The 23992-nt window shown below is 50.7% G+C and carries 19 protein-coding genes and 1 pseudogene; 16 read left to right on the top strand and 4 right to left on the bottom strand.

All coding sequences use genetic code 11. From position 1 onward, the window contains the following. Nucleotides 1–3: 3 nt before the first annotated feature. Entirely contained in the window at nt 4–1242 is a 1239-nt protein-coding gene (locus C2M24_RS11105) for a cysteine desulfurase-like protein (protein WP_105214925.1), read from the top strand. Nucleotides 1243–1299: 57 nt separating this feature from the next. Here the strand turns inward: C2M24_RS11105 and C2M24_RS11100 are convergent, their stop codons facing one another. Continuing rightward, entirely contained in the window at nt 1300–2004 is a 705-nt protein-coding gene (locus tag C2M24_RS11100) for a 2OG-Fe(II) oxygenase (RefSeq protein WP_105214923.1), read from the bottom strand. A 28-nt stretch (nt 2005–2032) separates the two neighbouring features. On the opposite strand from C2M24_RS11100, the gene C2M24_RS11095 reads away from it, so the two are divergent. After that, nucleotides 2033–2437 carry an acyl-CoA thioesterase gene (locus C2M24_RS11095; protein WP_105214921.1) on the top strand — a complete coding sequence of 135 codons (405 nt, stop codon included), beginning with the start codon at nt 2033–2035 and terminating at the stop codon, nt 2435–2437. Here C2M24_RS11095 and C2M24_RS11090 read toward each other — a convergent pair. Together C2M24_RS11090 and uvrA are read right to left on the bottom strand one after the other, a co-directional pair. Then, nucleotides 2434–3381 carry a hypothetical protein gene (locus tag C2M24_RS11090; RefSeq protein ID WP_158683755.1) on the bottom strand — a complete coding sequence of 316 codons (948 nt, stop codon included), beginning with the start codon at nt 3379–3381 and terminating at the stop codon, nt 2434–2436. The genes C2M24_RS11095 and C2M24_RS11090 overlap by 4 nt on opposite strands. A gap of 50 nt (nt 3382–3431) precedes the next feature. Further along, a complete protein-coding gene (uvrA, locus tag C2M24_RS11085; RefSeq protein WP_105214917.1) occupies nt 3432–6257 on the bottom strand; it encodes an excinuclease ABC subunit UvrA in 2826 nt (941 codons plus the stop codon). A 208-nt stretch (nt 6258–6465) separates the two neighbouring features. Between uvrA and C2M24_RS11080 the strand changes: the two genes are divergently transcribed. The 6 genes from C2M24_RS11080 (at nt 6466) to C2M24_RS11055 (ending at nt 12180) form a co-directional block, all read left to right on the top strand. Further along, nucleotides 6466–7833, top strand: coding sequence for an MFS transporter (locus C2M24_RS11080; RefSeq protein WP_105214915.1), 1368 nt, complete (start codon nt 6466–6468; stop codon nt 7831–7833). Between the two features lie 19 nt (nt 7834–7852). Then, a complete protein-coding gene (gene ssb / locus C2M24_RS11075; protein ID WP_105214913.1) occupies nt 7853–8536 on the top strand; it encodes a single-stranded DNA-binding protein in 684 nt (227 codons plus the stop codon). Between the two features lie 116 nt (nt 8537–8652). Continuing rightward, nucleotides 8653–8886, top strand: coding sequence for a hypothetical protein (locus C2M24_RS11070; RefSeq protein WP_267894382.1), 234 nt, complete (start codon nt 8653–8655; stop codon nt 8884–8886). 76 nt (nt 8887–8962) lie between these two features. Then, nucleotides 8963–9343, top strand: coding sequence for a hypothetical protein (locus tag C2M24_RS11065; protein ID WP_105214909.1), 381 nt, complete (start codon nt 8963–8965; stop codon nt 9341–9343). After that, entirely contained in the window at nt 9340–10191 is an 852-nt protein-coding gene (locus C2M24_RS11060; RefSeq protein WP_105214908.1) for a S1C family serine protease, read from the top strand. The genes C2M24_RS11065 and C2M24_RS11060 overlap by 4 nt, the downstream gene beginning before the upstream one ends. A gap of 405 nt (nt 10192–10596) precedes the next feature. Continuing rightward, nucleotides 10597–12180, top strand: coding sequence for an EAL domain-containing protein (locus C2M24_RS11055; RefSeq protein WP_105214906.1), 1584 nt, complete (start codon nt 10597–10599; stop codon nt 12178–12180). Here the strand turns inward: C2M24_RS11055 and C2M24_RS11050 are convergent. Continuing rightward, complete coding sequence (locus C2M24_RS11050) at nt 12164–13072, bottom strand: 1-aminocyclopropane-1-carboxylate deaminase/D-cysteine desulfhydrase (protein ID WP_105214904.1); 909 nt, start codon at nt 13070–13072, stop codon at nt 12164–12166. The genes C2M24_RS11055 and C2M24_RS11050 overlap by 17 nt on opposite strands. Before the next feature lie 377 nt (nt 13073–13449). On the opposite strand from C2M24_RS11050, the gene C2M24_RS11040 reads away from it, so the two are divergent. The 8 genes and pseudogenes from C2M24_RS11040 (at nt 13450) to tldD (ending at nt 23954) form a co-directional block, all read left to right on the top strand. Continuing rightward, nucleotides 13450–14493, top strand: coding sequence for a rod shape-determining protein (locus C2M24_RS11040; RefSeq protein WP_105200035.1), 1044 nt, complete (start codon nt 13450–13452; stop codon nt 14491–14493). Then, the gene (gene mreC / locus C2M24_RS11035) at nt 14493–15341 is read left to right on the top strand and encodes a rod shape-determining protein MreC (RefSeq protein ID WP_105214900.1); all 849 of its coding nucleotides are present in this window, start codon (nt 14493–14495) and stop codon (nt 15339–15341) included. Before C2M24_RS11040 ends, mreC begins: the two co-directional genes overlap by 1 nt. Beyond that, complete coding sequence (gene mreD / locus C2M24_RS11030; RefSeq protein WP_105200037.1) at nt 15334–15810, top strand: rod shape-determining protein MreD; 477 nt, start codon at nt 15334–15336, stop codon at nt 15808–15810. Before mreC ends, mreD begins: the two co-directional genes overlap by 8 nt. A 2-nt stretch (nt 15811–15812) precedes the next feature. Next, nucleotides 15813–16370 carry a Maf family protein gene (locus tag C2M24_RS11025; RefSeq protein ID WP_199774427.1) on the top strand — a complete coding sequence of 186 codons (558 nt, stop codon included), beginning with the start codon at nt 15813–15815 and terminating at the stop codon, nt 16368–16370. Nucleotide 16371: 1 nt separating this feature from the next. Continuing rightward, a pseudogene (gene rng, locus C2M24_RS11020) lies at nt 16372–17843 on the top strand (ribonuclease G). Then, on the top strand, nt 17843–21691 hold the full coding sequence (locus tag C2M24_RS11015; protein ID WP_105214898.1) for a YhdP family protein: 3849 nt from the start codon (nt 17843–17845) through the stop codon (nt 21689–21691). The pseudogene rng and the gene C2M24_RS11015 overlap by 1 nt, the downstream one beginning before the upstream one ends. Next, nucleotides 21691–22518: a carbon-nitrogen hydrolase family protein gene (locus C2M24_RS11010; RefSeq protein WP_442792516.1), complete on the top strand. Its 828-nt coding sequence runs from the start codon at nt 21691–21693 to the stop codon at nt 22516–22518. Before C2M24_RS11015 ends, C2M24_RS11010 begins: the two co-directional genes overlap by 1 nt. After that, on the top strand, nt 22515–23954 hold the full coding sequence (tldD, locus tag C2M24_RS11005) for a metalloprotease TldD (RefSeq protein ID WP_105214894.1): 1440 nt from the start codon (nt 22515–22517) through the stop codon (nt 23952–23954). Before C2M24_RS11010 ends, tldD begins: the two co-directional genes overlap by 4 nt. Nucleotides 23955–23992: the final 38 nt, after the last annotated feature.

Genomic DNA, 23992 nt, shown 5'->3' with positions numbered 1-23992 from the left:
ATGATGAATCTAGTCTCTCTGCGTAGCCAGTTCCCGGCCTTAATGCAGCAAGTAAACGGCGAGTCGCCAATCTTTTTTGATGGCCCGGGTGGTGCACAAGTACCGCAATCGGTATTGGATGCCATGGCGGCTTACCTGGGTTTTTACAATTCAAACCTGGGTGGCGCATTTTTCTCCAGCGATAAAACCGTGGCGGTGATGAGCCAAGCCCGTCAGGCCATTGCCGACCTGCTTAACAGCCCAAGCCCGGAGCAAATCGTCTTCGGCGCTAACATGACCAGTTTAACCTTTAGTTTTAGTCGCGCTATTTCACGCGGCTGGCAAAGTGGCGACGAGATCATAGTGACCAATGCGGATCACTTCTCCAATGTGTCTTCGTGGCGTCAGGCCGCCGAGGATAAAGGAGCCACTGTGCATGCGCTGCGTATTAACGAAGCGGATTGCACCCTGGATATGGCGCACTTCGAGTCATTGCTTAATGCCAATACCAAGCTGGTCGCCGTAACCTATGCGTCGAACACCACGGGCTCAATCAATGATGTGAAGCGTATTATCGAGTTGGCGCATCAGCATGGCGCCTTGGTGTATGTGGATGCGGTTCACTATGCTCCACATGAGCTGGTGGATGTGCAGGCGCTGGATTGTGATTTCCTTGCTTGTTCGGCCTATAAGTTCTTCGGCCCCCATGTAGGTATCGTTTACGGTAAGCGTGAGCATTTGGAAAACTTCACCCCCTACAAGGTAGAGCCGGCGAAAGATGTAGTACCGGGTCGTTGGGAGACGGGTACGCAAAGCTTTGAAGGCCTGGCCGGTGTGGTTGCCGCCGTTGAGTATATTGCTTCGCTGAGCGGCCTGGATGCGCAACTGCCGCGTCGTCAGCGTCTTGAAGCGGCATTTGCCAACAGCAAAGAGCACGAAATGGGGTTAAGCAAGCACTTCCTTACACGGCTAAAAGAGTTTCCACAGATCTCGCTGTTCGGTATTGATGATATGGAGCGTTTGGCCGAGCGTACGCCGACCTTTGCCCTTACCTTTGATGGCTTAGAGCCACGTCAGGTATCCGAGTTCTTAGGCAAGCAGCATGTCTGTGTATGGGACGGTAACTTCTATGCCCAGGGCTTGTGTGAGCAATTAGGTGTAATGGACAAGGGCGGTGTGGTACGTATCGGTTGTATGCACTACAACAGCATCGAAGAAATTGACCGATTATTTACCCTGTTCGGCGAGCTACTCGGCTCATAGCGCTGCGCTCTGTTAAAAAGGCTGCCTAGGCAGCCTTTTTTGATCTTGGGTGGTGGGTTATTTTTGTGCTTGGCCGTAGATTTGCTCGGCGCGATTAAACAACACCCAAGAGGTAAGAATGTACTTGTCATTCGACAAGGGCTTATTACCGCGGTGGGTATGGGTAAAGTAGGCCGGTGCGACCACCATGGTGCCGCGTTGTGGAGCGATTTTACGCTTTTGATAGTAAAACTCGGTTTCGCCGCCTTCGCTGACATCGTTCAAGTAGAACATAAACAGCAGGACGCGGTGTAAGGCTTCGTTATGGCCGGTTTGTGGATAGACCTCACTGTGCCAGTAAGGATACCCGCCCTTATTGATCTCGTATTTCTGCGCTTGAATACTGCCTAAACGAAACAGCTGTTGCATCAAGGTACCCAGTTGCGGTTTGGCCACCTCTTCAAAGTTGTCCTGGTTCAGCGCCACCGGTTTACCGGTTTTTGGATGGAAGACCTGTAAGCCAAAGGCGCCAATCATCATAAATAGATGTTCTTCAACATAGCGCATCACGTGTTGTGCGGTGACCTGCTGAATATGCTGCAAGTGCTGCTGGTACTCTGGGTGAGCATTGAGGTAAAGGTCTTTACTGTCTTTTTTACTTAAATCTATGCCGCCAGAGGTGGTACCCTGCTTCAAATGCGGGCTCTGCTCGAACAGGTCGATAAACTGACTACAAAAAGTGTCACTAAGCGCGTTATCATAAACGCCAATGAAGTCTGTCATGACTGCAACCTTACCTATTGGAATTATTATGCTTATTGAAAAAGTTCAGCCCAGATTTAGTGAAACTGATGTCCTCGGGCACATTAACAATACAGTACTACCGGTGTGGTTTGAAGCCGCCCGCACACCTATTTTTAAAATCTTTACCCCAGATCTTAATCCACATCAATGGCGCTTGATTGTTGCTAAGGTGGAAGTGACCTTTTTGGGCGAGCTTTTCTATGGCCAGGAAGTGGAAGTGAAAACCATGATCGAGCGTATCGGCTCCAGCTCTTTTGTGATCAAACAACAAGCTTGGCAGCACGGCCAGTGCTGCGCCGAGGGTAAGACGGTGATGGTGCGTTATAACTTTGAAAACAAAGCGTCACAAGCCTTAAGCGAAGAGGAAAAGTCGCAACTTAGCCAGCATCTCGAGGCCGTGCAAGAGGGCTAGGGGCTGTTGATGGTGGTTGTGGCAGGGAAAGCCGGAGACACACACCGTTTTGTTTCAAAGCGGATGCCATACTCGGCTTGCTCGTCCTCGAAGAGCTCAACAATTTCATAATCATTGAGCTCAACCACCTTACTGTTTTTACTTTTTTCGCAGCGTGAGAAGCTGTCTGCCTCCCAATTGTAGGCAAACTGAGCGACCAAGATTTTTATCCACTTATCGGAATCCTTGCCCGGCTCGGCAATGTTTGCTTCAAGGTGCATGGTCGCAGGGGCCTCTTGTGTTTGTTCTGCACTGGGTTCTTGCTCCTTACTCATCTCTTTTTCAAAGCTCGCACTGACCTGATCTATGACATCACCGGCGTTGTCGAAATCCCCTGAGGTTACCACTAGGTTGGCCGTGACAATAACACATAAAACAAAGCGGGCGATGGCGGTTTGAATGGGTCGTTTCGTGCTGTCCAAGAAGTGCAAGCCAAAGCGCTGGAAAGGTCTGAGTAAGAGTAATACCAAGATGTAAAGGGGAAGCACCAGCTGGAGAAGAAGCAAGGCGATAACCGAAAGCGCTAACATCCAACTGGGCAGGTACAGCAAGATAGCAAAGTTATGGGTATAGTCGAAATGGCTTGCCGCTACGCCGGTGACTTCATTTACCGTGCCAGCTGCATTCGCCAGCACAAAATTGGCTATGGTACCGTAAAACAGTAAGAGAATGGCTTTACCGGGAAGTGAGTGAAAAAGCTGAAGAAAGCGCGGCCAGAACTCAATGGTTAAAGCCGCCACTGTGCATGCCGTTGTCAGCCAGATACTGACGGGAGAGAGCAACAAAGCGACCGCGTACAGGCGTTGTGCCAGGGTCAATGCTTGCCAAAACCTTGCAAAGCCTAGTTTAAGGTTTCTCGTAGTTCGGGCTGTTTTTGCTTTGAGGCGTAATAAGGGGGCCGTCATGATAAGCCTGAATATTTTCTTTATTTATTCAGACTTTACCCCCTAATTGCTTATTTTGCCAACAATGGCTTGAGATAGTGCCCGGTATGGGAGCGCTCATGCGCAGCTACTTCTTCCGGGGTACCGGCGACGAGAATTTCACCGCCACCGCTGCCGCCTTCCGGCCCCAAATCAACAATCCAGTCGGCGGTTTTGATCACATCCAGGTTATGCTCAATCACCACTATGGTATTGCCGTGGTCGCGCAGGCGGTGCAATACCGTCAGCAGTTGCTGAATATCATGGAAGTGCAGGCCGGTAGTGGGCTCATCCAAGATATACAGGGTTTTACCCGTGTCGCGCTTGGACAGCTCTCGGGCCAGTTTCACACGCTGCGCCTCACCGCCGGATAAGGTGGTTGCCGCCTGTCCCAGACGAATATAGGACAGGCCTACATCCATCAGAGTTTGCAGCTTACGATTGATAGCAGGAATGGCATCGAAAAATTCGCGCGCGTCTTCCACCGTCATTTCCAGCACCTGATGGATGTTTTTACCCTTGTAGAGCACCTCTAATGTTTCGCGGTTATAGCGTTTGCCCTGACACACATCGCAAGGCACATACACATCCGGCAGGAAGTGCATTTCCACCTTGATCACGCCATCGCCCTGACAGGCCTCACAGCGTCCGCCCTTAACGTTAAAGCTAAAGCGACCCACCTTGTAGCCACGCGAGCGTGACTCTTGAGTACCGGCAAAAAGTTCACGTATGGCGGTGAAAATACCCGTATAGGTGGCCGGGTTTGAGCGTGGCGTACGGCCGATAGGGCTTTGGTCGATATCGATAACTTTATCGAAATGATCCAGGCCAGTGATTTCTTTATGCGGCGCCGGCTCAACCGCTGTGGCGCCGTTGAGTACAGTGTGTGCCACCTTAAACAAGGTGTCGTTAACCAGGGTCGACTTACCCGAGCCGGAGACACCGGTAATACAGGTCATTAAACCGAATGGGATGCGCAAGTCGACATTCTTGAGGTTATTGCCGGTAGCGCCAAACAGCTCTAGCCATTTCTCGTTAGTCGGGTGGCGCTCCTTGGGCACGGCGATTTCTTTGACGCCGCTGAGGTATTGGCCCGTCAATGAGTCCGGATTGTTCATGATGTCGTCGCGCGAGCCTTCGGCCACCACGTGGCCACCATGAACTCCGGCGCCCGGGCCGATATCGATAATGTAGTCGGCGGCGCGAATGGCATCTTCATCGTGCTCCACCACTAAGACGGTATTGCCGAGGTCGCGCAGGCGCGTCAGGGTTTGCAGCAGGCGGTCGTTATCGCGCTGGTGCAAGCCGATAGAAGGCTCGTCCAACACATACATAACCCCTACCAGGCCGGCACCTATCTGGCTGGCCAAACGAATGCGCTGGGCTTCGCCCCCGGAGAGGGTATCGGCACTGCGCTCCAGGGATAAATAATTTAGGCCGACATTGACTAAGAAGGATAAGCGGTCGCGAATTTCTTTAAGGATTTTATCGGCAATCTGTGCTTTTTGGCCGCTGAATTCCAGGCTGTCGAAATAGTCGAAGGCCTGGCCTATGCTCATCAGGGTCACCTTAGGCAGGTTAGTCTCGTCGATAAAGACGTTACGTGCTTCCTGACGTAAGCGTGAGCCGCTACAACTGGGGCAAGCCTGTGAGGTTTGATACTTGGCCAACTCCTCACGCACCGAATTGGACTCGGTTTCATGGTAGCGGCGCTGCATATTATTGAGCACGCCCTCGAATTCATGATTGCGGGTGATTAGATCGCCGCGGTCGTTACGATAATGGAAGGCGACCTTGTCCTTGCCAGAACCCTCCAGCACCACCTTTTTGGCCTCATCACTTAAATTTTGGAAGGGCGTATCCAAATCAAATTGATAATGCTCGGCCACAGATTGCAGCATTTGGAAATAGTAGAAGCTGCGCTTGTCCCAGCCCTTAATGGCACCACCGGCGAGGCTTAGCTCGGGGTTATGAACCACGCGGTGGGGGTCGAAATACTGGCGTACACCCAGGCCATCACAGGTTTGACAGGCACCGGCCGGGTTATTGAAGGAAAATAATCTTGGCTCAAGTTCGCTCATGGCATAGCCACAGCTTGGGCAGGCAAAGTTGGCGGAGAACACCAGCTCTTCTTCAAGGGAATCATCCATGGCGGCCACCTGAGCAACGCCACCGGAGAGCTCCAGCGCGGTTTCGAAGGACTCGGCTAAACGTTGTTGCTGCCCTTCTTTCACCTTTAAGCGGTCAACCACCACTTCTATGGTGTGCTTTTTATGTAGCTCTAACGGCGGAGGATCGGATAGGTCACAGACTTCACCATCGATGCGAGCGCGGATATAGCCTTGTGCCGCCAGTTGCTCGAGCAGCTTAACATGCTCACCCTTACGGTTTTTTACCACGGGTGCCAACAACATCAGCTTGCTGCCCTCGGGCAGGGCTAGGACGTGATCCACCATCTGGCTGATGGTTTGCGCCGCCAACGGCAGGTGATGGGTTGGACAGCGTGGTTCGCCGACACGGGCAAACAGCAAACGCAGGTAATCGTATATCTCGGTGATGGTGCCCACGGTTGAACGTGGGTTATGGGAGGTCGACTTCTGCTCGATGGAAATAGCTGGCGACAGGCCTTCAATATGATCTACATCGGGCTTTTCCATCAGCGATAAAAACTGGCGCGCGTAGGCCGATAAGGATTCCACATAACGCCTTTGCCCTTCGGCATACAGGGTGTCGAAGGCGAGGGACGATTTGCCCGAGCCCGATAATCCGGTAATGACGATCAACTTATCCCGAGGTATGGTTAGATTGATGTTTTTAAGGTTATGGGTGCGCGCACCGCGAACTTCGATATTATCCATTCTTCGCCTGTTTCCCGAGCTGCTTATTAACCTGTAAGTATCGCATAGTTTGCCATTACTTAGCGATGCTTTCTTGTCCTTAAACCGAGCCGATGGCTTGCATCTTGGCAAGGGCTAAATTCGCGGCTAGGCATGTCCCAATGGCAGGCGATTATGCTATCATCGCCGGCCAAGATAGAATTTGTTATCAGCCGATTAGTAATCCGTCATGTCTGCATCCCAGTTAAACAGTGTTGAAAAGCGCGCCGCGCTGTCGTTGGCGAGCGTGTTTGCCTTTCGTATGCTTGGCCTCTTTATGTTGATGCCGGTGCTGGCCATTTATGGTCAGGATCTCAGTGGTTTTTCGCCCTTGTGGATCGGACTTGCCATTGGTGCCTACGGGTTGACTCAGGCGCTGCTGCAAATCCCCATGGGCTGGCTATCTGACCGTTTTGGTCGTAAACGTATTATTATCGCCGGATTAATCGTCTTTACCCTGGGCTCTGTGATAGCCGCTTTGGCCGAGTCCATGTATATGCTGACGCTAGGTCGAGCGCTGCAGGGCATGGGCGCCATTGCCAGTGCCTTGTTGGCCTTGGCTGCGGATCTAAGCCGCGACGAGCAGCGTCCCAAGGTGATGGCGGTGATTGGCATGAGCATAGGCATGAGCTTTGCGATTGCCATGTTGCTTGGCCCCATGGTGGCGGCCAGCTTTGGCGTGTCTGGAATTTTTTGGTTAACGGCAGCTCTGGCGCTGGTGGGAATGGCCATAGTTGTGTGGCTGGTACCCAGTGCGGTTAATCGGGCTCCCAAGGGGGAAACCACTGTCACCCTGCGGGATGTGGGTAAACTGGTGCGCCACCCGGATCTGGCGCGTTTGGATTTGGGGGTGTTGTTTTTGCACCTGACCCTGACCACCATTTTTGTTTCCTTGCCACCTCAGCTTATTAACGACGGTTTACCCGCGGCCCAGCATTGGCAATTGTATATTCCGGTATTTATTTTATCTTTTGTGCTTATGGTGCCTATGATGATAGTGGCTGTGGCTAAGCAAATGGAAAAACCCCTGTTTTTGGTGGCCATAATTATGCTGGTTGTCAGCATGCTGGGCTTGGTTTTCGGAGCCAACTCTGTCTATATGATAGCCTTGTGTATGATGTTGTATTTTATCGCCTTTAACTTTCTAGAGGCGACCATGCCGGCCCTGGTATCACGACTGTCGCCAGCCAATCAGAAGGGCTCGGCCATGGGCGTGTTCTCATCATCCCAGTTTATCGGTGCCTTTTTGGGCGGTATTCTTGGCGGATTTGTGGCTCAGCGCGGTACCCCCGAGATGGTGTTTGCGGCTGCCGCCTTGGTTGGGTTAATATGGTTTGTCATTGCTGTAAAAATGCGAGTACCGCCGCGCAGTAAAATTATCAGTTTGCTAAGTGCAGTAGGCAGCGAACATGATGCAGAACAATTAGCGGCGCAATTGGTAGAGCTGCCGGGAGTGCTTGAAGCCACGGTGGTATGTGATGAAAACCGTAGCTACCTCAAGGTAGACGAGAAGAAATTTGATTTACAGGCGGCGCAACAGCTAGTCGCCTCAGCGTAAAAAGTAGGAGCATATATCCATGGCGCGCGGTATTAATAAAGTGATTTTAGTGGGCAACCTGGGTCAAGACCCTGAAGTTCGCTACATGCCTAACGGCAATGGCGTTGCTAACATTAGCATCGCGACCAGCGACAGCTGGAAGGATAAAAACACGGGTCAGATGCAAGAGCGTACCGAGTGGCACCGCGTGGTGTTGTTCGGCAAGCTGGCCGAGGTAGCCGGTGAGTATCTACGTAAAGGCTCGCAGGTTTATATCGAAGGTAAATTGCAAACCCGTAAATGGACAGATCAAAGCGGTCAGGAAAAGTACACCACGGAAATCGTGGTTGACGGTTTCGACGGTAAAATGCAGATGCTCGGCGGTCGCGGTGAAAACCCAGGCGGCGGTCAAGGCGGTTACCAAGGTGGCCAGCAGCAGGGCGGCTTCGGTGGCGGCCAGGCGCAGAGCCAACAAGGCGGTCAGCAAAGTGGTGGCTATGGTCAATCACAGCAGCAGGGTTATGCACCGCAGGGCAACCAAGGCATGCAGCAAGCTGCTCCACAACAAGGTGGCCAGCAAGGTGGCCAACAAGGCGGTGGTTATGGCAACCAGCAGGGCGGCCAACAGGGCGGTTTCGCTCCTAAGCCACAAAATGCCCCTCAAGGCGGCGCTGCTAACCCAATGGAACCGCCAATCGACTTCGATGACGATATTCCGTTCTAAGGAATACATAACTAATAACTGTTGATTAAAAATATTAAAGGTCTGCTTTGCAGGCCTTTTTTATGCTCTGTAAAAAATTTTTTAAAAACTAAGTACGTTAACTCCCTTAATTAACAATCCACAAATCACAAGGTTCTCAATGGCCTAATTGCTTTGTCATGTTACCCAATGAAGCAGAAAAAATGATAGATAAATCGTTGCTTTATACCGCATCAATTCGTCCAAGTGAAAGGCTGGTGCTGATGGGCGATGAAAAGGTAATTGAAACGGCTATTGAAGTTGGTTCAAAGGCATTAAATAGAATGACCTTCCTTCAGGAAAGAATAGTCTTTGCTAGTAAGTTAAACTAATTGAATTTCTTGCCTGTGTACTTGATTATATGCTTAATTTAACAGTTTTGGACTTAAAAAATAAAAAGGAGTGGGTATGCAAAAAGCTTTGATATTGGCTTTAGGAGTTATTTTTTTGTGTGGTTGTGTCAATACTACTAGCAATGACGCAGCGGGTAAATCAGCAACAATAATGCTGGCGAGCGACATGACAAATGTCCCAGTCCAACCATTCAATATTGAGAAAGATTGTTTAATTTATATAAATAATACAAGTGACCACTTTGAGTACTTAAATAATAGTAGGTTGAGATGGGATGGCGATTGTAAAAATGGTAAAGCAAATGGTTTGGGGAAGATCTTAGATAGTAGTGGTCCAGTAGATAGATATGATATTACATTCTTAAGAAAAGGCATACCAGAACAACTTAGTATTAGTGGGCTTGAAGGGGAGGTGTTACTTATATTTCGGAAATGAAGACAGAAAATGGTAAACCCGCTACTCGTTTTTTTTGTAAAGTGAAATTACTTGGAAGTTCTATTATTTCAGTAGAGGTTTGCGCTATGGCTGATTATTTAAAGGGGGTAGCTACCGAACATTCCAAAGGAAAAGAACAGTTAGTTTCATCGGCAATGGCAATGCTCAAAAAGTATAATAATCAAAAAGGCACTTTAGTATCCAAGGGAGAGCCTACAAAAAAGCGAAAAACTTCAACAGGAACAGGCTTCTTTATCTCGAATGATGGTTTTGTGCTTACCAATAGTCATGTAATAAAAGGTTCATCAAAAATTTCAATTATTTTAAATGATAAATCTGTATCGGCTACTCTAGTTGATCATGACCCTAGCAATGATATCGCTTTACTGAAAGTAGATAAGGCAGTTGAAGGTTTATCTATTGAGCTTAAAAACAAAACAAAGCAAGGAACCGCAATCGCCATTTTAGGATATCCAAATATAGGCTTACAAGGCAACGAACAAAAAGCAACATTTGGGTATGTTAATGCCAATTCAGGTATCCAAGGTGATACTCGGTATTTCCAAATTGATTCTCCCATACAACCCGGAAACTCAGGTAGTCCAATGGTAAATGATCAAGGTGTTGTCATTGGTATTGCTTCGGCATCGTTAAATCAATCAGCGGCTATTGAGGCTACGGGAACATTAGCACAAAATGTGAATTATGCCGTTAAAATAGCTTATGCATTGCCAATGCTGATAAATCATGGTGTTGACTATATTGAACCAGCCAAGCAAAAAGCCTTGGAAAAAACAGAGCTGATAGAGAGTATTTCAAATAGCGTTGTTCTTGTTGTGGCAGAGTGATGTAGGTTATGTAATGGTATTACCCCCTGAATTAATTAAGTTAATTGATCGTAAAGCATCGGTAGAGTGTGGGCATAATAATTTACTTCACTCTTCTGTTTATATTAGTCAATTAAATGCGCACATAAACGGCACATTTGAGTTAGCAAAGCATGAAATCGAATCCAAAGTGGATTTCTTAGCTGGTTGCATGACTATAACACTATGAGGTATATAAGCTTGCTTAACTGAGCTTATTGAAATCTAGATAGTTTCTTCTGAAGACCCCGTAATACGGGGCTTTTTTATGGGCTCACACTTGAGCTTCCCCAGCACATGGACAACACTTTAGTCATGAGTAAAGATGACTAATAGACCTTGGATTTGTCCATTTTCACTAAGTATCAAAAGCTTGGCTTAACTTGCATGCTTGGCGCGCTGATGATGGTGCTGATCAACGCCATTTTGGTGTGGGGCTTGATGCAGGAGCGGCAATCGCAAATACAACAACTGGAAACGCGGCTTGAGCAATTGGGCAGTGTTAACGAGCAGGTGCTCTCCACGGCTCTGGCGCCTTATGGTTTATCAAGTAAGGCGCAAAAGGGGAGTTTTGTGATGCCGGTACAATTTAATCTGGCCCTGAGCTCAGGGGCGCTCACCGTTTATAGTCAGCCCTTGTGGCAGCAGCATAGCCATTGGTTTATTGCCATTAATGTTTTGTTGCTTATTTTTTTATGGCGCACGGTACAGTGGCTGCGCAGGACCGAATGGCGCGCGGCGCGGGCATTCAGCTGCTACGGAGGGCAGAAAAAAGAGGACGAACACCAGGATACCCATCCGGTCAGTGCCAATATGCTGGGGGTCAACCAGCTTTATCAAAGTGTTTTTGCTATTGTTTATTGCCAGCGCTTAAGCTCGGTAGCGTCCGGGGTCGTGAGCTTATTCGAGACCCTGTTGCAGGAGCAGTTACAGCATCAACAAAGGGTATCGGTTAAAATTCTTAATTCCGGCTGCTTCGCCATTACGGTTAAAGAAGTGGCCTATAAACAGCTGGAAACTCATTTGCAAAGCTTTAGTGCCATGGCGCTTAAGTGTTGCCGTAGCCTATTGCCTGATTTGCGTCGCGATGAGGTTAAAGTCGGCCTGTGTAACTATCGCAGTGGTGCCGATCAGGCGGTGGTCTATCAGCTGTGCCAATCGGCATTGGCATTGGCGTGTCAAAGTGAGCATAAGCATTGCTACCGCATTCCCTTTAGTCATAATCACTCCATGCTGCTGGCCGCCAAGTCCTGCTCTTTGGTTGATGCCATTAATAACGAGCAGTTTGTATGTTTCTTCCAGCCTGTATTCGACTTATATAATGAGGAGATTATGCATCACGAAACCCTGCTGCGAATTCGCCATCCACAGCTAGGGCTGATTTCTCCTGAATATTTACTAAGTCACAGCACGCCTGAAAGTGCTGCGCGCAGCGTTGATATTGCCGTACTGAAGCGTCTTGAAACCATGCTTAAGAGCGAGCAGTTGCAGGCCGATATCAGTTTAAATATTCACCCCAGCTCCTGGCTTGATGATGATGTATGGCGGCGGTTAGGGGAGTTTTTAGAAGCCCACCCCAGGGTGTGCCTGGAGTGTCCGGCAGCGCTGCTGGCAAAGCAACCCAGGCTGATAGCAAAGCGCTTAAAAAGCACAACAGCGTGCCAGTGCGGTATCATTGTCGACCAGCTAAGCAAGTGGCCCACCGACGCCATAAACACCCTTAATGTACCGATTAAGGCCGTTAAATTAGCCAGTGAATTGATCAGCCATGTGGATACGGACAGGCATATTCAGCGTCGGGTTTTATCTTATGTCGCCAATGCACAGCGCTTGGGGATAGTGGTTTTTGCGGTCGGCATTGAGCGCCATCAACAGGCCGAAGTGCTAAAACAACTGGGTGTGCAAGGAGCGCAAGGCTTTTACTTCACCGGCACCATTAACCAACTCAGTGCCTTTAACTTGCCCCAATAAGGCCGCGATACCTAAGGCCTTCCTTACCCTGTAAGCCACCGGTATGGATGGCAATGATATGGCTGCCGCCGGGAAAATAACCCTGTTCGATCAGTTGCCAGAGGGCATAGATCATTTTGCCGCTGTAGATGGGCTCCAGTGGGACCTTGTGAGTGTGTTCGAACCATTGGCAAAAGCGCCATAGTTCGGGGCTAAAGCGACCATAGCCGCCGTCATGATGGTCACAAAGCAGACGCCATTCGCAGTTGGGCTGTGGCTGAAGTCGTTTGATTTCTTGTTGTAGGTATTCGGCATTTTTCAATACAGCTATGCCCAACACCTGGGTTTGTGTATGCCCGGATAGCAGTCCCGCCAGGGTGCCGCCACTGCCGGTGGCACACGCTAAGAACTGATGTTCCGGCAGGCTGTGGGCCAGTTCTTCGACTCCCCTTAAGGCGGCGGTATTGGTGCCACCTTCGGGAAGGATAAAAGCCTTGGTAAAGCGCTGCTGTAATTGCTCTAGGTACTCCGGGCTATTGCGCTGGCGATACTCGATACGGGTAACCGGATGCAACTGCATACCGCAGGCCTTGGCAAAACGCAGCGTCGGATTATGCTCATCCAGCTGCGGGCCCCGCACTATAGCGCGCGTTGGTATGCGGAATATTTTGCCGGCGGCGGCACTGGCATACAGGTGGTTGGAAAAGGCGCCACCAAAGGTCAGCAGCTCGGATTTACCGGATTGGGCAAAGGCGACCAGGTTGTACTTTAACTTGCGCCATTTGTTGCCATGGATAATGGGGTGCAGCAAATCGTCACGTTTAATACTCAAGCGCACACAGTGTTTGGTTAGCAGCGCATCCTGGATTTGCTGCAGGGGAGATTCGGGGATTGTATTTTCGACCAGATTCATGGTTAACCGTGTTTATTTGCTGTGAGTATGTGCACTGATGGCGCTGCGTTATTATCCGTTGCGACTAGGATAAAAGCCAGCTTCAAGCTGGAATCCAGTACTTTTACCCACCGAGTCAGCGACTGTTAAGCGCAGAGGTGGACAATGAGCGCCAGCGGTGGCGAGATGAGGGGTTATACTAGGCTTGCCGCGGGTAAGTTTTTAAATGTACTACTTTATGCGTATGTCGACAGATGTCATCAAAGTTTTGCATTTACGGCGCTCAATGTGCTGTTTTTTAGAGACCAATGCAAGCTTTATGTTGCCGCGACGCAGTTGCATTGGTAAAGTGTCCCAAGCTTTCAGATAATAAGAATTTTCAAAGGTCAACCAGTCCCATGTTCAAGAAACTCCGTGGTCTTTTCTCCAACGATCTATCGATCGATTTGGGGACAGCGAATACCCTGATTTACGTTAAAGAAGAAGGTATCGTCCTTAACGAGCCTTCAGTAGTAGCCATTCGTCAAGAGCGTGCTGGTGGACCTAAAAGTGTGGCTTCGGTAGGGACGGAAGCCAAGCAAATGCTGGGTCGTACCCCAGGCAACATTAAAGCCATTCGCCCTATGAAAGACGGTGTTATTGCCGATTTTTATGTTACCGAAAAAATGCTGCAGCACTTTATTAAGCAAGTGCACAACAACAATTTCTTGCGCCCAAGCCCACGCGTTCTAATTTGTGTGCCTTGTGGTGCCACTCAGGTTGAAAAGCGCGCCATTCGCGAGTCGGCCATGGGTGCTGGTGCTCGTGAGGTGTATCTTATCGAAGAGCCGATGGCGGCAGCCATTGGTGCCGGTCTGCCGGTATCTGAAGCAACGGGTTCCATGGTGGTCGATATCGGTGGTGGTACCACAGAAGTGGCCATTATCTCACTGAACGGTGTGGTGTATTCTTCATCGGTGCGTATCGGTGGTGATAAGTTTGATGAAGCCATTATCAACTACGTACGTCGTAACTTCGGTAGCCTGATCGGTGAAGCCACGGCGGAGCAGATCAAGCACGAGATAGGTTCGGCATTTAAGACCGACGAAGTAAGAGAAATGGAAGTACGTGGCCGTAACTTGGCCGAAGGTGTACCGCGTTCATTTACTCTGAACTCACACGAGATCCTCGAAGCTTTGCAAGAGCCATTGATGGGCATAGTAAGTGCGGTAATGGTGGCGCTGGAGCAATCGCCGCCAGAGTTGGCATCGGATATTTCTGCTCACGGCATGGTATTGACCGGCGGTGGCGCACTACTGAAAGACTTGGATCGCTTACTAATGGAAGAAACCGGTATTCCGGTTGTGGTAGCCGACGACCCACTTACTTGTGTTGCGCGTGGGGGCGGTAAGGCCCTGGAAATGATCGACATGCATGGTGGTGACGTATTTAGCTACGACTAATGAATTTATTATTTGGTCGCACTATTTCAATGCAACTGCGATTAACCATCGCAGTTGTGCTTAGTGTTATTCTTATTCTTGGTGATCGCTACACCAGTGGCGGCACAGCAGTACGTACCTCGCTTAATACCCTGGTCAGCCCCTTGTTATACCTGGCCAATCTTCCCTATGAGCTGCTTTCGACCAGTGCTAAAAATCTGACCTCTCGTGAACAACTGCTAAAGGAAAACGAAGCCCTGAAAAACAAGCAATTGTTGCAAAGTGAACAGCTGCAGCAATATGCCTTTTTGGTGCAGGAAAACGAAAAGCTGCGCGCCTTATTAGGCTCAAACCCACGACAGCAGCAAGGTAAGCTGGTGGCCCAGGTTTTATCCGTGCACTCGAATCCTTACAGTCACCAGGTGGTGATCAATAAAGGAACCTCGGATGGCCTGCGTGAAGGCTTGGCGGTAATAGATGAGTTGGGTGTGGTCGGCCAGGTGATCCAGGTCGGCGCCAGTACCAGTCGTGTCTTGTTGCTGACAGATACCACTCATGCCACGCCGGTGCGGGTGCTGCGCAACAATGTGCGCACAGTGGTTGAAGGCATGGGTAAGATCTCCAGTGTTAAACTTTCTCATGTGCCTCACAGCTTGGATATTCGTATCGGTGATGTGTTGTTAAGCTCGGGGCTTGGCGAGCGCTTTCCCGAAGGTTATCCGGTTGCCGTGGTCACCCATATCAATCGTGATGAGGGTCGCCCCTTTGCGCAAATCTACGCGCAGCCGGTGGCGCAGCTCGACCGCATTCGACTATTGCTGGTGTTAACCGATACACCCCAGATGCAAGAGGTAAAGATCGATGAGTAAGCAATATGGGCTCATTATCTTAAGCGTCTTTTTCTCCTTGGTAATGGCGCTAATGCCCTTACCGATTTCCATGGAAGCGTTTCGTCCCGACTGGGTGCTTTTGGTCTTAATGTATTGGTCATTAGCCTTGCCGCATCGCGTCAATATAGGCACCGCCTGGCTAACCGGCTTGATCATTGATTTGGCCACCGGCTCTCCGCTTGGAGTGCATTCGCTGACTTATGCGGTGACCATTTACATTACCGCCAGTAATTATCAAAAGCTGCGTAATTTTTCCATTTGGCAGCAAGGCTTATTAGTAGCCGTGTTCCTGGCCTTGCATCATCTGCTGCAGTTCTGGCTCCATCACTTTCTTTTGGATGTCTACTTTTCGCCGCAATACCTGTGGCCGGTGTTAACCGGTGCCATTTGTTGGCCTTGGTTGTTCCTGTTGCTGCGTAAATACCGCCGTCATTTTCGGATCCGTTAATCATGAAGCCAATTTATCTTGCTTCGCAGTCGCCCCGGCGCCGCGAGCTTTTAGCGCAACTGGGCGTTGAATTTGAACAGTTTTCCGTGGATGCGGACGAACGTCCCTTGGCCGGTGAAAGCGCTCTGGCGCTGGTGGAGCGTCTGGCTCGTCTTAAGGCGGAGACCGGCGTTGCCCTGGGCTATCATGACCGTCCTGTGCTTGGCAGTGACACAGTAGTGGTGTGCGACGAACAAATCATGGGTAAGCCCCATGATTTTGATGATTTTGCTGCCATGATGCGGCTGCTCAGTGGCCGCAGCCATGAGGTTTTGACCGCGGTGGCTTTGGCAGACACAGAGCATACAAGCAGTGTGGTGGTCAGCACTCAGGTCACTTTCAAGACCCTGAGCGAGGCGGAAATAGCCGCCTACTGGCACAGCGGTGAACCCTATGACAAGGCCGGAGGCTACGGCATTCAAGGGCGTGCGGGCGCTTTTGTCACCCACCTTAGCGGTAGCTATTTTGCGGTGATGGGGTTACCTTTGTATGAGACACAAAAATTACTAGCTGAATTTTAGCATGAGCTCAGAATTACTTATCAATGTGACTCCCAGTGAGAGTCGCGTCGCCTTAATAGAAAATGGCGTGCTGCAAGAGATCCAGGTTGAGCGCATCGGCAATCTCGGTATCGTCGGTAATATTTATCTCGGTAAGGTGAGTCGCGTATTGCCCGGTATGCAGGCAGCCTTCGTCGATATCGGCCTAGATAAAGCAGCATTTTTACACGCTTCCGACATAGTCAACAGCGCCTCCTTTGAAGACGGCCTCGACGAGCAGCCGGTGAAAAAGGTGCAGGATATTCGCGAGTTGGTACGTCAGGGCCAGCATATTATGGTGCAGGTGGTTAAAGACCCTATCGGCACCAAGGGTGCCCGATTAACCACGGACATCACCATTCCTTCACGTTATCTGGTGTTTATGCCGGACGCCACACACGTGGGCGTCAGCAGCGCATCGAAAGCGATGAGGAGCGCCAGCGTTTAAAAGACATAGTGGCTCAGTATAATGATGAAAATGGTGGCTTTATTGTGCGCACCGCCGCCGAAGGGGCGAGCGAGCACGAGCTTAAGCACGATGCCGAATTCCTTAAAAAGCTGTGGTTGAAAATAGTCGATAAGCGTAAAAAGACGCGTAAAGAAAGCATATTGCACGAAGACTTAAAGCTGGCGTTTCGTACCCTGCGTGATTACGTTGGCGAGGATATGGAGCGCATTCGTGTCGACTCCAAGCTGACTTATCAGGAGCTGGTGAGCTTTACCGAAGAGTTTGTGCCGCACCTTCATAAAGTGCTGGAATACTACCCAGGTGAGCGCCCCATTTTTGATCTTTTTGATGTCGAAAACGAAATTCAAAAGGCACTGCACCGCAAGGTAGAGCTGAAGTCCGGCGGATATCTTATTATCGATCAGACCGAGGCCATGACCACGGTGGATGTGAATACCGGCGCCTTTGTCGGTCATCGCAATCTCGAAGAAACGATTTTCAACACCAATATCGAAGCCACCAGTGCCATTGCGCGTCAGTTGCGACTGCGTAATCTGGGCGGCATCATAATTATCGACTTTATCGATATGATCTCCGATGAGCACAAAAGGCGGGTATTGCACTCTTTAGAGCAGGCGTTGTCTAAGGATAGAGCCAAGGCCAATATCAATGGCTTATCGGCACTGGGGCTGGTGGAAATGACCCGCAAACGCACCCGGGAAAGCCTGGAGCATATTCTCTGCGGTGTGTGTCCATCCTGTGCCGGTCGGGGCTCGTTGAAAACGGTGGAAACCGTCTGTTATGAAATCCTCCGTGAGATTGTGCGCGTCAACCGCGCCTATGATGCCGACAAATTTATGGTGTACGCCTCAGCGGCCGTCAGTGAAGCGCTGATAAACGATGAATATCACAATCTTGCCGAGCTAGAACTCTTTATTGGTAAACAAGTGATTATTCAAACCGAAAACCTGTATAGCCAAGAGCAGTTCGATGTGGTGATGATGTAGTGAACGCCAGGTCGGTTTGCTTTTTTTGCGTCACAAAAATTTGGCAACTCAGCGCCATAATTTTAGTGCTGTTGGCCGTGCTTGTGTCGTTGCTAAAATACAGCTTACCTTATGCCAACGATTACCGTGTCGAGGTCGAGCAGTTTCTTGGCGAGCAGCTTAATGCCGATATCTCCATAGGTTCGCTTAGTGCCAGTTGGCAGGGCAATGGCCCGGCCCTGGTGGTTAACGAAGTGGGCTTTGCCGATAACGCCCAAGCCCCCATCAGCGTCAGCGTGGCGCAAACCCGCCTCCACATCAATTTGTGGCAATCCCTGCTGCACAGACAATTACGCTCTAACTATTTTGTGCTTAATGGCTTTAAGGCCAAAATTGACGCTCGGCAACTGTTTGCCAGTCAGCAAAGCAATAATAACTCACAGCAGCAAGCGCTGATCGAGAGCCTCTTCCTCGGCGCCTCAGGGCATTTTGCCATAGAGGAGAGCGAGCTTAATATCATCAGCCTGGATAATCGTAATCATAGAATCTTGTTAGAAAATTTGGTGTGGGAAAACCGCATCGACGGGCATTATGCCGAGGGGCAGGTAAGCCTGCCCGGCATTGAACAGAACTCTTTGGAAGCACGGCTTAAGCTATCCGGTGAAACCCTGGCAGGGGTGTATGGGGATCTTTATGTGCAGGCTCAAGGTCTGGATGTTTCCGGCTGGTTAAACGACTATTTGCACCCCGAACTTAAAGAGCTGCAGTCGGATTTAAACATTGAATCCTGGTTGCATTTTGCCGGTGGGCGCCTGACCGATGTGCAGCTGTTAACCCATCCGAGCAAGTTATCCTGGCGTAATGGCGAGCAGGATGAATACCTTGAATTGCAGCAAGGCATGGTACGAATTCACCCGCAAGCCAAGGGCTGGCGTGTGCGTACATCCGGACTGCAGCTTAGCGACGAGCAGTTCCAATGGTCACCGCTGATTTTCGATGGCTTGTTTAGCGATGAGCAACAGGTCTGGGTGCAGGATTTGGATATCTCCATGGTCTCCACCTTTGCTCGTTTGGCCAAGGGCGAGGCCCTACAAGGCTTGCTGTCCATCCAGCCGCAAGGCTTTATCAATGAAGGTTATTTCCATTGGCAAAATGCCGATAAATGGCGCTTATGGTTTGCCGCCGAGCATCTCGGCTGGTCCGGCATTTATGGTATTCCTGGGGCGCAAGACCTCAGTGCCACAGCGCATATTACCAATGAAAAAGGCCTGCTAAGCGTACAGGGGAGTGATAATCACCTGCTTACCGGCGACACCTTTAGTCAGCCGCTGGCCTATCAACAACTGGTGGCGGAAATTGCCTTTTATAACCATGGCGATTATTGGTCGATTGAAAGCGATAATGTGCGCTTAAACAATGACGACCTGCAACTGGTGAGCGAATTTGCCTTGCACCTAGAGGCTCAGCCTAATCTTGACCTCTATGCTGAGATCAGCGGTGGCAGCGCCGCCAGCGCCGGGGCTTATTTTCCCGTGCCCTATATGCACAAAAATTTGATCGACTACCTCAATGGCGCCATTAAGGGCGGTGACATGCGCTTTGCTCAGGTGCTGATGCAGGGGCCGATTGCCGAGTTTCCCTATACAGAAAATCAGGGCCGCTTTGTTGTTAAGGCCGAAGTCGACAACGCCAAATTCGCCTTCGCCCCCCAGTGGCCAGCCCTTGACGAGATAGGTGTGAGCCTGAACTTTGATAATCAGCGCATGGATATCTACAGCCGGGAAGGGGAGTTATTAAATTTAAGCCTGGACAGCAGCGTGCATGTCTACCTGGAAGACTTGCTCAATGCCGATACCCTGTTTATCGATATTGACGAGCAGGTCGACGCCCCAGAATTACAGCCGTTTTTTGCCGATACGCCATTGGCTAAGCCACTGGCGACCGTATTTGATGTGATTCAGGCAAAGGGCAGTATTGCCGGACAGTTACAGCTGCAAATCGACCTTAAGGACGGTGGTGTGCTGGCAAAGGGCGATGTGGAATTTGCCGGCAACCCTGTGTATCTGGCTCAGCCCGGTTTAAACCTCGAAGACTTACGTGGTCGTCTGAGCTTTGCCAATGATCACATTGAGATTAAAGAGGCCAGTGCCAGTTGGCAGGGCATGCCGCTCACCATCAGCCTGTTAGGGGCGCAGGAAGGTGACAGCTATAACACCAATATTGAGCTGAGCCTGGAGGCGGATACTGCCAAGCTAGAGCAGCACCTAAATGGCTTGCTGGCGCCTCAGTTGCAAGGGAAAACGCCGCTGAATGCTCAGCTTCAACTGAAATTCGGTGCGCAAGGCTTTAATTATGAGGCCCATGTACAAAGCGATCTGATCGGCATCAGCAGTAGCCTACCGGCACCCTATAACAAACAGGCACAAGAGGTATTACCTCTTAATGCGCTGATCCAAGGCGATGATATTTCTAACTTAATTATGGCTGAGCTCGATGGTCAGCTGTATTTCAATGGCATCTTAGATAATGGCAGTGGGCAGATGAGCAGCGCTCACCTGATAGTCGGTGAGCAAAACCTTGGCCTGAATCAGCAGGGCTTTGATGTCACGGTAAACCTGCCCAAGGCGGATGTGTTGGCCTGGCAACCTGTTATCGACAATATTATCAATGTTTCGAGTCGCCCTGCGAGCGGCAACTCGGTAATGCCCAAATTCAATAAGGTAGTTGGGCAGATAGGCCAGGCGCAGTTGGGCCCAGTGCCCTTCAACGAGCTGGAATTTACTCTGACTCCAACGCCAGGTGCCATGGATTTAAAGCTGAACGCCAAGGAATTAAGAGCGCGTGTTGATATCCCTACGGGGGAGCAGCAGCGCGATATTCATATTCAATCCGATTACTTACGAGCCAATGTGCCTACGGAACAAAAGCCCCAGAACGAGCTGGAAAATGCATTGGCAGAGCAAGCGCTTGAGCTGCCTGAGGAAGACCTTAGCTGGCTAGCCCGTCTACCGGCGGTGCGCTTTGACTGCGACGACTGTCGCCTGAATCAATACCAGCTGGATAAGGTAAGCATGGCTTTTGAAGGGGATGGCCAGCAACTTAATATTAACAATATCCTAGTCGATAAGGGCGAGCATACCTTACGTGCCGATGGTATCTGGCGAGACGGGCAAACGGCGCTTCAAGGTGAGTTTAAAAGCGATGATATCGGCGAGCTGTTCGATGAATTCGATATTACCTCCACGGTTCAGGACTCTAACGCCAGCATGGATTTTGCCTTGCACTGGCGAGGAGCGCCCTATGATTTCGATATCGCCAGCCTGGGTGGCAATATCGAATGGCGTCTAGGGGGAGGGCATTTAAGCGAGATCAGCGACGGCGGCGCCCGGGTATTTTCATTGCTAAGCCTGGACTCACTGGTGCGTAAACTGAAACTGGATTTTCGCGATGTTTTCGCCAAGGGCTTTTTCTACAATAGCATGGAAGGCAGCATGCAGCTGGCCAGCGGTATTGCCTATACCAAGGACACGAAAATGGATGGTGTGCCGGCAGATTTAAGTATTCAAGGGTATGCGGATCTGAATAACCAGACTCTTAATTACGATTTGTCGGTGGCGCCGCAGGTAACCTCCAGCCTGCCGGTGATTGTGGCCTGGATGGTTAACCCGGTAACGGGCCTAGCAGCTTTAGCGCTGGATAAGGTGATCCACTCGGCGCGGGTGATCTCCGAGATTAAGTTTAAGATCCGTGGCCCCATGAGTGACCCTGAGGTGATTGAGCTTGACCGTAAGAGTCGTGAAGTGACCTTGCCTCAGGCGGCGCAAAATGAACCGCCAGAAGAGGGCGATCTGGAGCCACAACCACAGTGATTATTCATGCCTTGCAAGTGTGTGCTCAAAGCGACCCGGAAGTGAACTTTGCCGCGGTACAGGCCTTGATAGCCGAACTGCCGCCGCAGCGTCCCGCTCTGGTGTGCTTACCTGAAAGCTGGCTGTGCTTTGCCAAACAAAGCGAGCAGGTGCTGGCCGTGGCCGAGCAGCATCAAGCCTGGCGTCAACGTCTGGCACAGCTCTGCTGTGAGGAAAATATTTGGCTGGCCGCCGGTACCCTGCCCGTGATGAGCACCAGTGGTCGCTATTATGCCGCTTCCTTGCTTATCGACAACCAAGGCGTCGAGCGCGCCCAGTACAATAAAATTCACCTTTTCGATGTCACCGTTGCCGACAGCACGGGCAATTATCGCGAGTCCAAGCATACCCAGCCTGGCGAGCAAGTCGTCGTGGCCGACACGCCTTTTGCCCGGCTGGGACTCAGTGTGTGTTATGATATGCGCTTTAGTGAATTATATCGGGCGCAAGTGCAACAAGGCGCCGATGTGCTGCTTGTTCCCAGTGCCTTTACCGTGCCCACCGGGCGTGCCCACTGGCACACCTTGTTGCGGGCCCGCGCCATCGAAAGCCAGGCCTATGTGGTGGCCGCCGGTTTATATGGCCGTAATGGCACCGAGCTAAGCCATGATAATGGCCGCGAAACCTATGGTCACAGTGTGATAGTGTCGCCCTGGGGCGAGATCCTCGCCGAGCTAGATCATGGCCAAGGGTGGATAAGCGCCGCCCTCGACAGCAACGAATTAAATCAATGCCGTGAGCGCATGCCGATGGCCGCTCACCGCCAAGCGAGAAAAGTAATTTTATGAGCCAAGTAGAGCACAATCTCTTAACCCAGAGTCATCTTGACCGTGATGATCTCGCCAAAGCCCTGGCCTATATTCACCAGCATAAGGTGGATTATGCCGACCTGTATTTCCAGTCCAGCTATAACGAGTCCTGGGTATTGGAAGATGGCCTGGTAAAAGAAGGCAGCTACAACATTGAGCGTGGTGTTGGCGTGCGCGCCATCAGCGGCGAGAAAACCGGCTTTTCCTATTCCGATGCTATCAATCTTGAGGCCATTAATAATGCTGCCATGGCCGCGCGCAGCATTGCCGATGCTGGTCAGGATGGCAAGGTACAAGTCTTTAGCGAGCAGGATGTAAAGCGTCAGTTTGAGCCCATGCAGCCCATTCAAAGCATGAAGGATGCGGACAAGGTGGCCCTGCTGCATGAAGTGGAAGACTATATCCGTCAATTGGCTCCAGAGGTTGAGCAGGTGGTCAGCTCCATGTCAGCGGTTTATGAAGAGGTTTTGATTGCCGCCAGTGATGGCACCTTTGCCACGGATATTCGCCCACTGGTACGCTTAAACTGCTCCGTATTGCTGACCAAGGGTGAACGCCGTGAGCGCGGCGGTGCCGGCGGCGGTGGTCGCACAGATTTTCATTACTTTAAAGAGCTGGTCGAAGGTAAGCCGCGTTGGATGCACTACGCCGAGGATGCGGTGCGCATGGCGCGAGTAAACCTTGAAGCCATAGATGCTCCGGCGGGCACCATGCCCGTGGTATTGGGCGCAGGCTGGCCGGGCGTGCTATTGCATGAAGCCGTGGGTCATGGCCTGGAAGGTGACTTCAACCGCAAAGGGGCATCGGCCTTTAGCGGTAAGATAGGTCAACAGGTGGCCTCCGAACTTTGTACCGTGGTTGATGACGGCACCATGGCCGATCGTCGCGGTTCATTAAATATCGATGATGAAGGTACGCCTGCCGGTTATAACGTGCTGATTGAGAACGGTATCCTTAAGGGCTATATGCAGGATAAGCATAATGCCAAGCTGATGGGGGTGGCACCTACTGGTAATGGTCGTCGTGAGTCTTATGCTCACCTGCCCATGCCGCGTATGACCAACACCTATATGTTGGCCGGTGAACATTCACAGGCGGATATTATCGCCTCGGTCGATAAGGGCATCTATGCGCCTAACTTCGGCGGCGGTCAGGTAGATATTACCTCGGGTAAGTTTGTGTTCTCGGCTTCCGAAGCCTATTTGATCGAAAACGGTAAGATCACCACGCCGATTAAGGGCGCGACCCTGATAGGTAACGGCCCTGAGGTAATGAAGCAAATCTCCATGGTCGGTAATGACCTTGAGCTGGATAAGGGCGTGGGCGTGTGTGGTAAGGACGGTCAGAGCGTACCGGTTGGCGTGGGTCAGCCGTCGCTGAAAATTGACCAGCTTACCGTGGGCGGTACCGCCTAAGGTAGGTAAACAACGCAAAAAAGGCAGCCATGGCTGCC

The sequence above is a fragment of the Pseudoalteromonas sp. T1lg22 genome, from assembly GCF_002964645.1.
Lineage (GTDB): Bacteria > Pseudomonadota > Gammaproteobacteria > Enterobacterales > Alteromonadaceae > Pseudoalteromonas.
The sequence above is the reverse complement of the archived record's forward strand: the minus strand, read 5'-3'. Positions and strand labels throughout refer to the sequence as shown.

What these genes read in the sequence shown, in the direction of transcription:
- C2M24_RS11065 (WP_105214909.1), top strand. Translation starts at nt 8,963, where the DNA reads ATGCAAAAAGCTTTGATATTGGCTTTAGGAGTTATTTTTTTGTGTGGT.
- C2M24_RS11100 (WP_105214923.1), bottom strand. Translation starts at nt 2,004, where the DNA reads ATGACAGACTTCATTGGCGTTTATGATAACGCGCTTAGTGACACTTTT.
- ssb (WP_105214913.1), top strand. Translation starts at nt 7,853, where the DNA reads ATGGCGCGCGGTATTAATAAAGTGATTTTAGTGGGCAACCTGGGTCAA.
- tldD (WP_105214894.1), top strand. Translation starts at nt 22,515, where the DNA reads ATGAGCCAAGTAGAGCACAATCTCTTAACCCAGAGTCATCTTGACCGT.
- mreD (WP_105200037.1), top strand. Translation starts at nt 15,334, where the DNA reads ATGAGTAAGCAATATGGGCTCATTATCTTAAGCGTCTTTTTCTCCTTG.
- C2M24_RS11025 (WP_199774427.1), top strand. Translation starts at nt 15,813, where the DNA reads ATGAAGCCAATTTATCTTGCTTCGCAGTCGCCCCGGCGCCGCGAGCTT.
- C2M24_RS11095 (WP_105214921.1), top strand. Translation starts at nt 2,033, where the DNA reads ATGCTTATTGAAAAAGTTCAGCCCAGATTTAGTGAAACTGATGTCCTC.
- C2M24_RS11055 (WP_105214906.1), top strand. Translation starts at nt 10,597, where the DNA reads ATGCTTGGCGCGCTGATGATGGTGCTGATCAACGCCATTTTGGTGTGG.
- mreC (WP_105214900.1), top strand. Translation starts at nt 14,493, where the DNA reads ATGAATTTATTATTTGGTCGCACTATTTCAATGCAACTGCGATTAACC.
- C2M24_RS11050 (WP_105214904.1), bottom strand. Translation starts at nt 13,072, where the DNA reads ATGAATCTGGTCGAAAATACAATCCCCGAATCTCCCCTGCAGCAAATC.
- C2M24_RS11040 (WP_105200035.1), top strand. Translation starts at nt 13,450, where the DNA reads ATGTTCAAGAAACTCCGTGGTCTTTTCTCCAACGATCTATCGATCGAT.
- C2M24_RS11105 (WP_105214925.1), top strand. Translation starts at nt 4, where the DNA reads ATGAATCTAGTCTCTCTGCGTAGCCAGTTCCCGGCCTTAATGCAGCAA.
- uvrA (WP_105214917.1), bottom strand. Translation starts at nt 6,257, where the DNA reads ATGGATAATATCGAAGTTCGCGGTGCGCGCACCCATAACCTTAAAAAC.
- C2M24_RS11060 (WP_105214908.1), top strand. Translation starts at nt 9,340, where the DNA reads ATGAAGACAGAAAATGGTAAACCCGCTACTCGTTTTTTTTGTAAAGTG.
- C2M24_RS11090 (WP_158683755.1), bottom strand. Translation starts at nt 3,381, where the DNA reads ATGACGGCCCCCTTATTACGCCTCAAAGCAAAAACAGCCCGAACTACG.
- C2M24_RS11080 (WP_105214915.1), top strand. Translation starts at nt 6,466, where the DNA reads ATGTCTGCATCCCAGTTAAACAGTGTTGAAAAGCGCGCCGCGCTGTCG.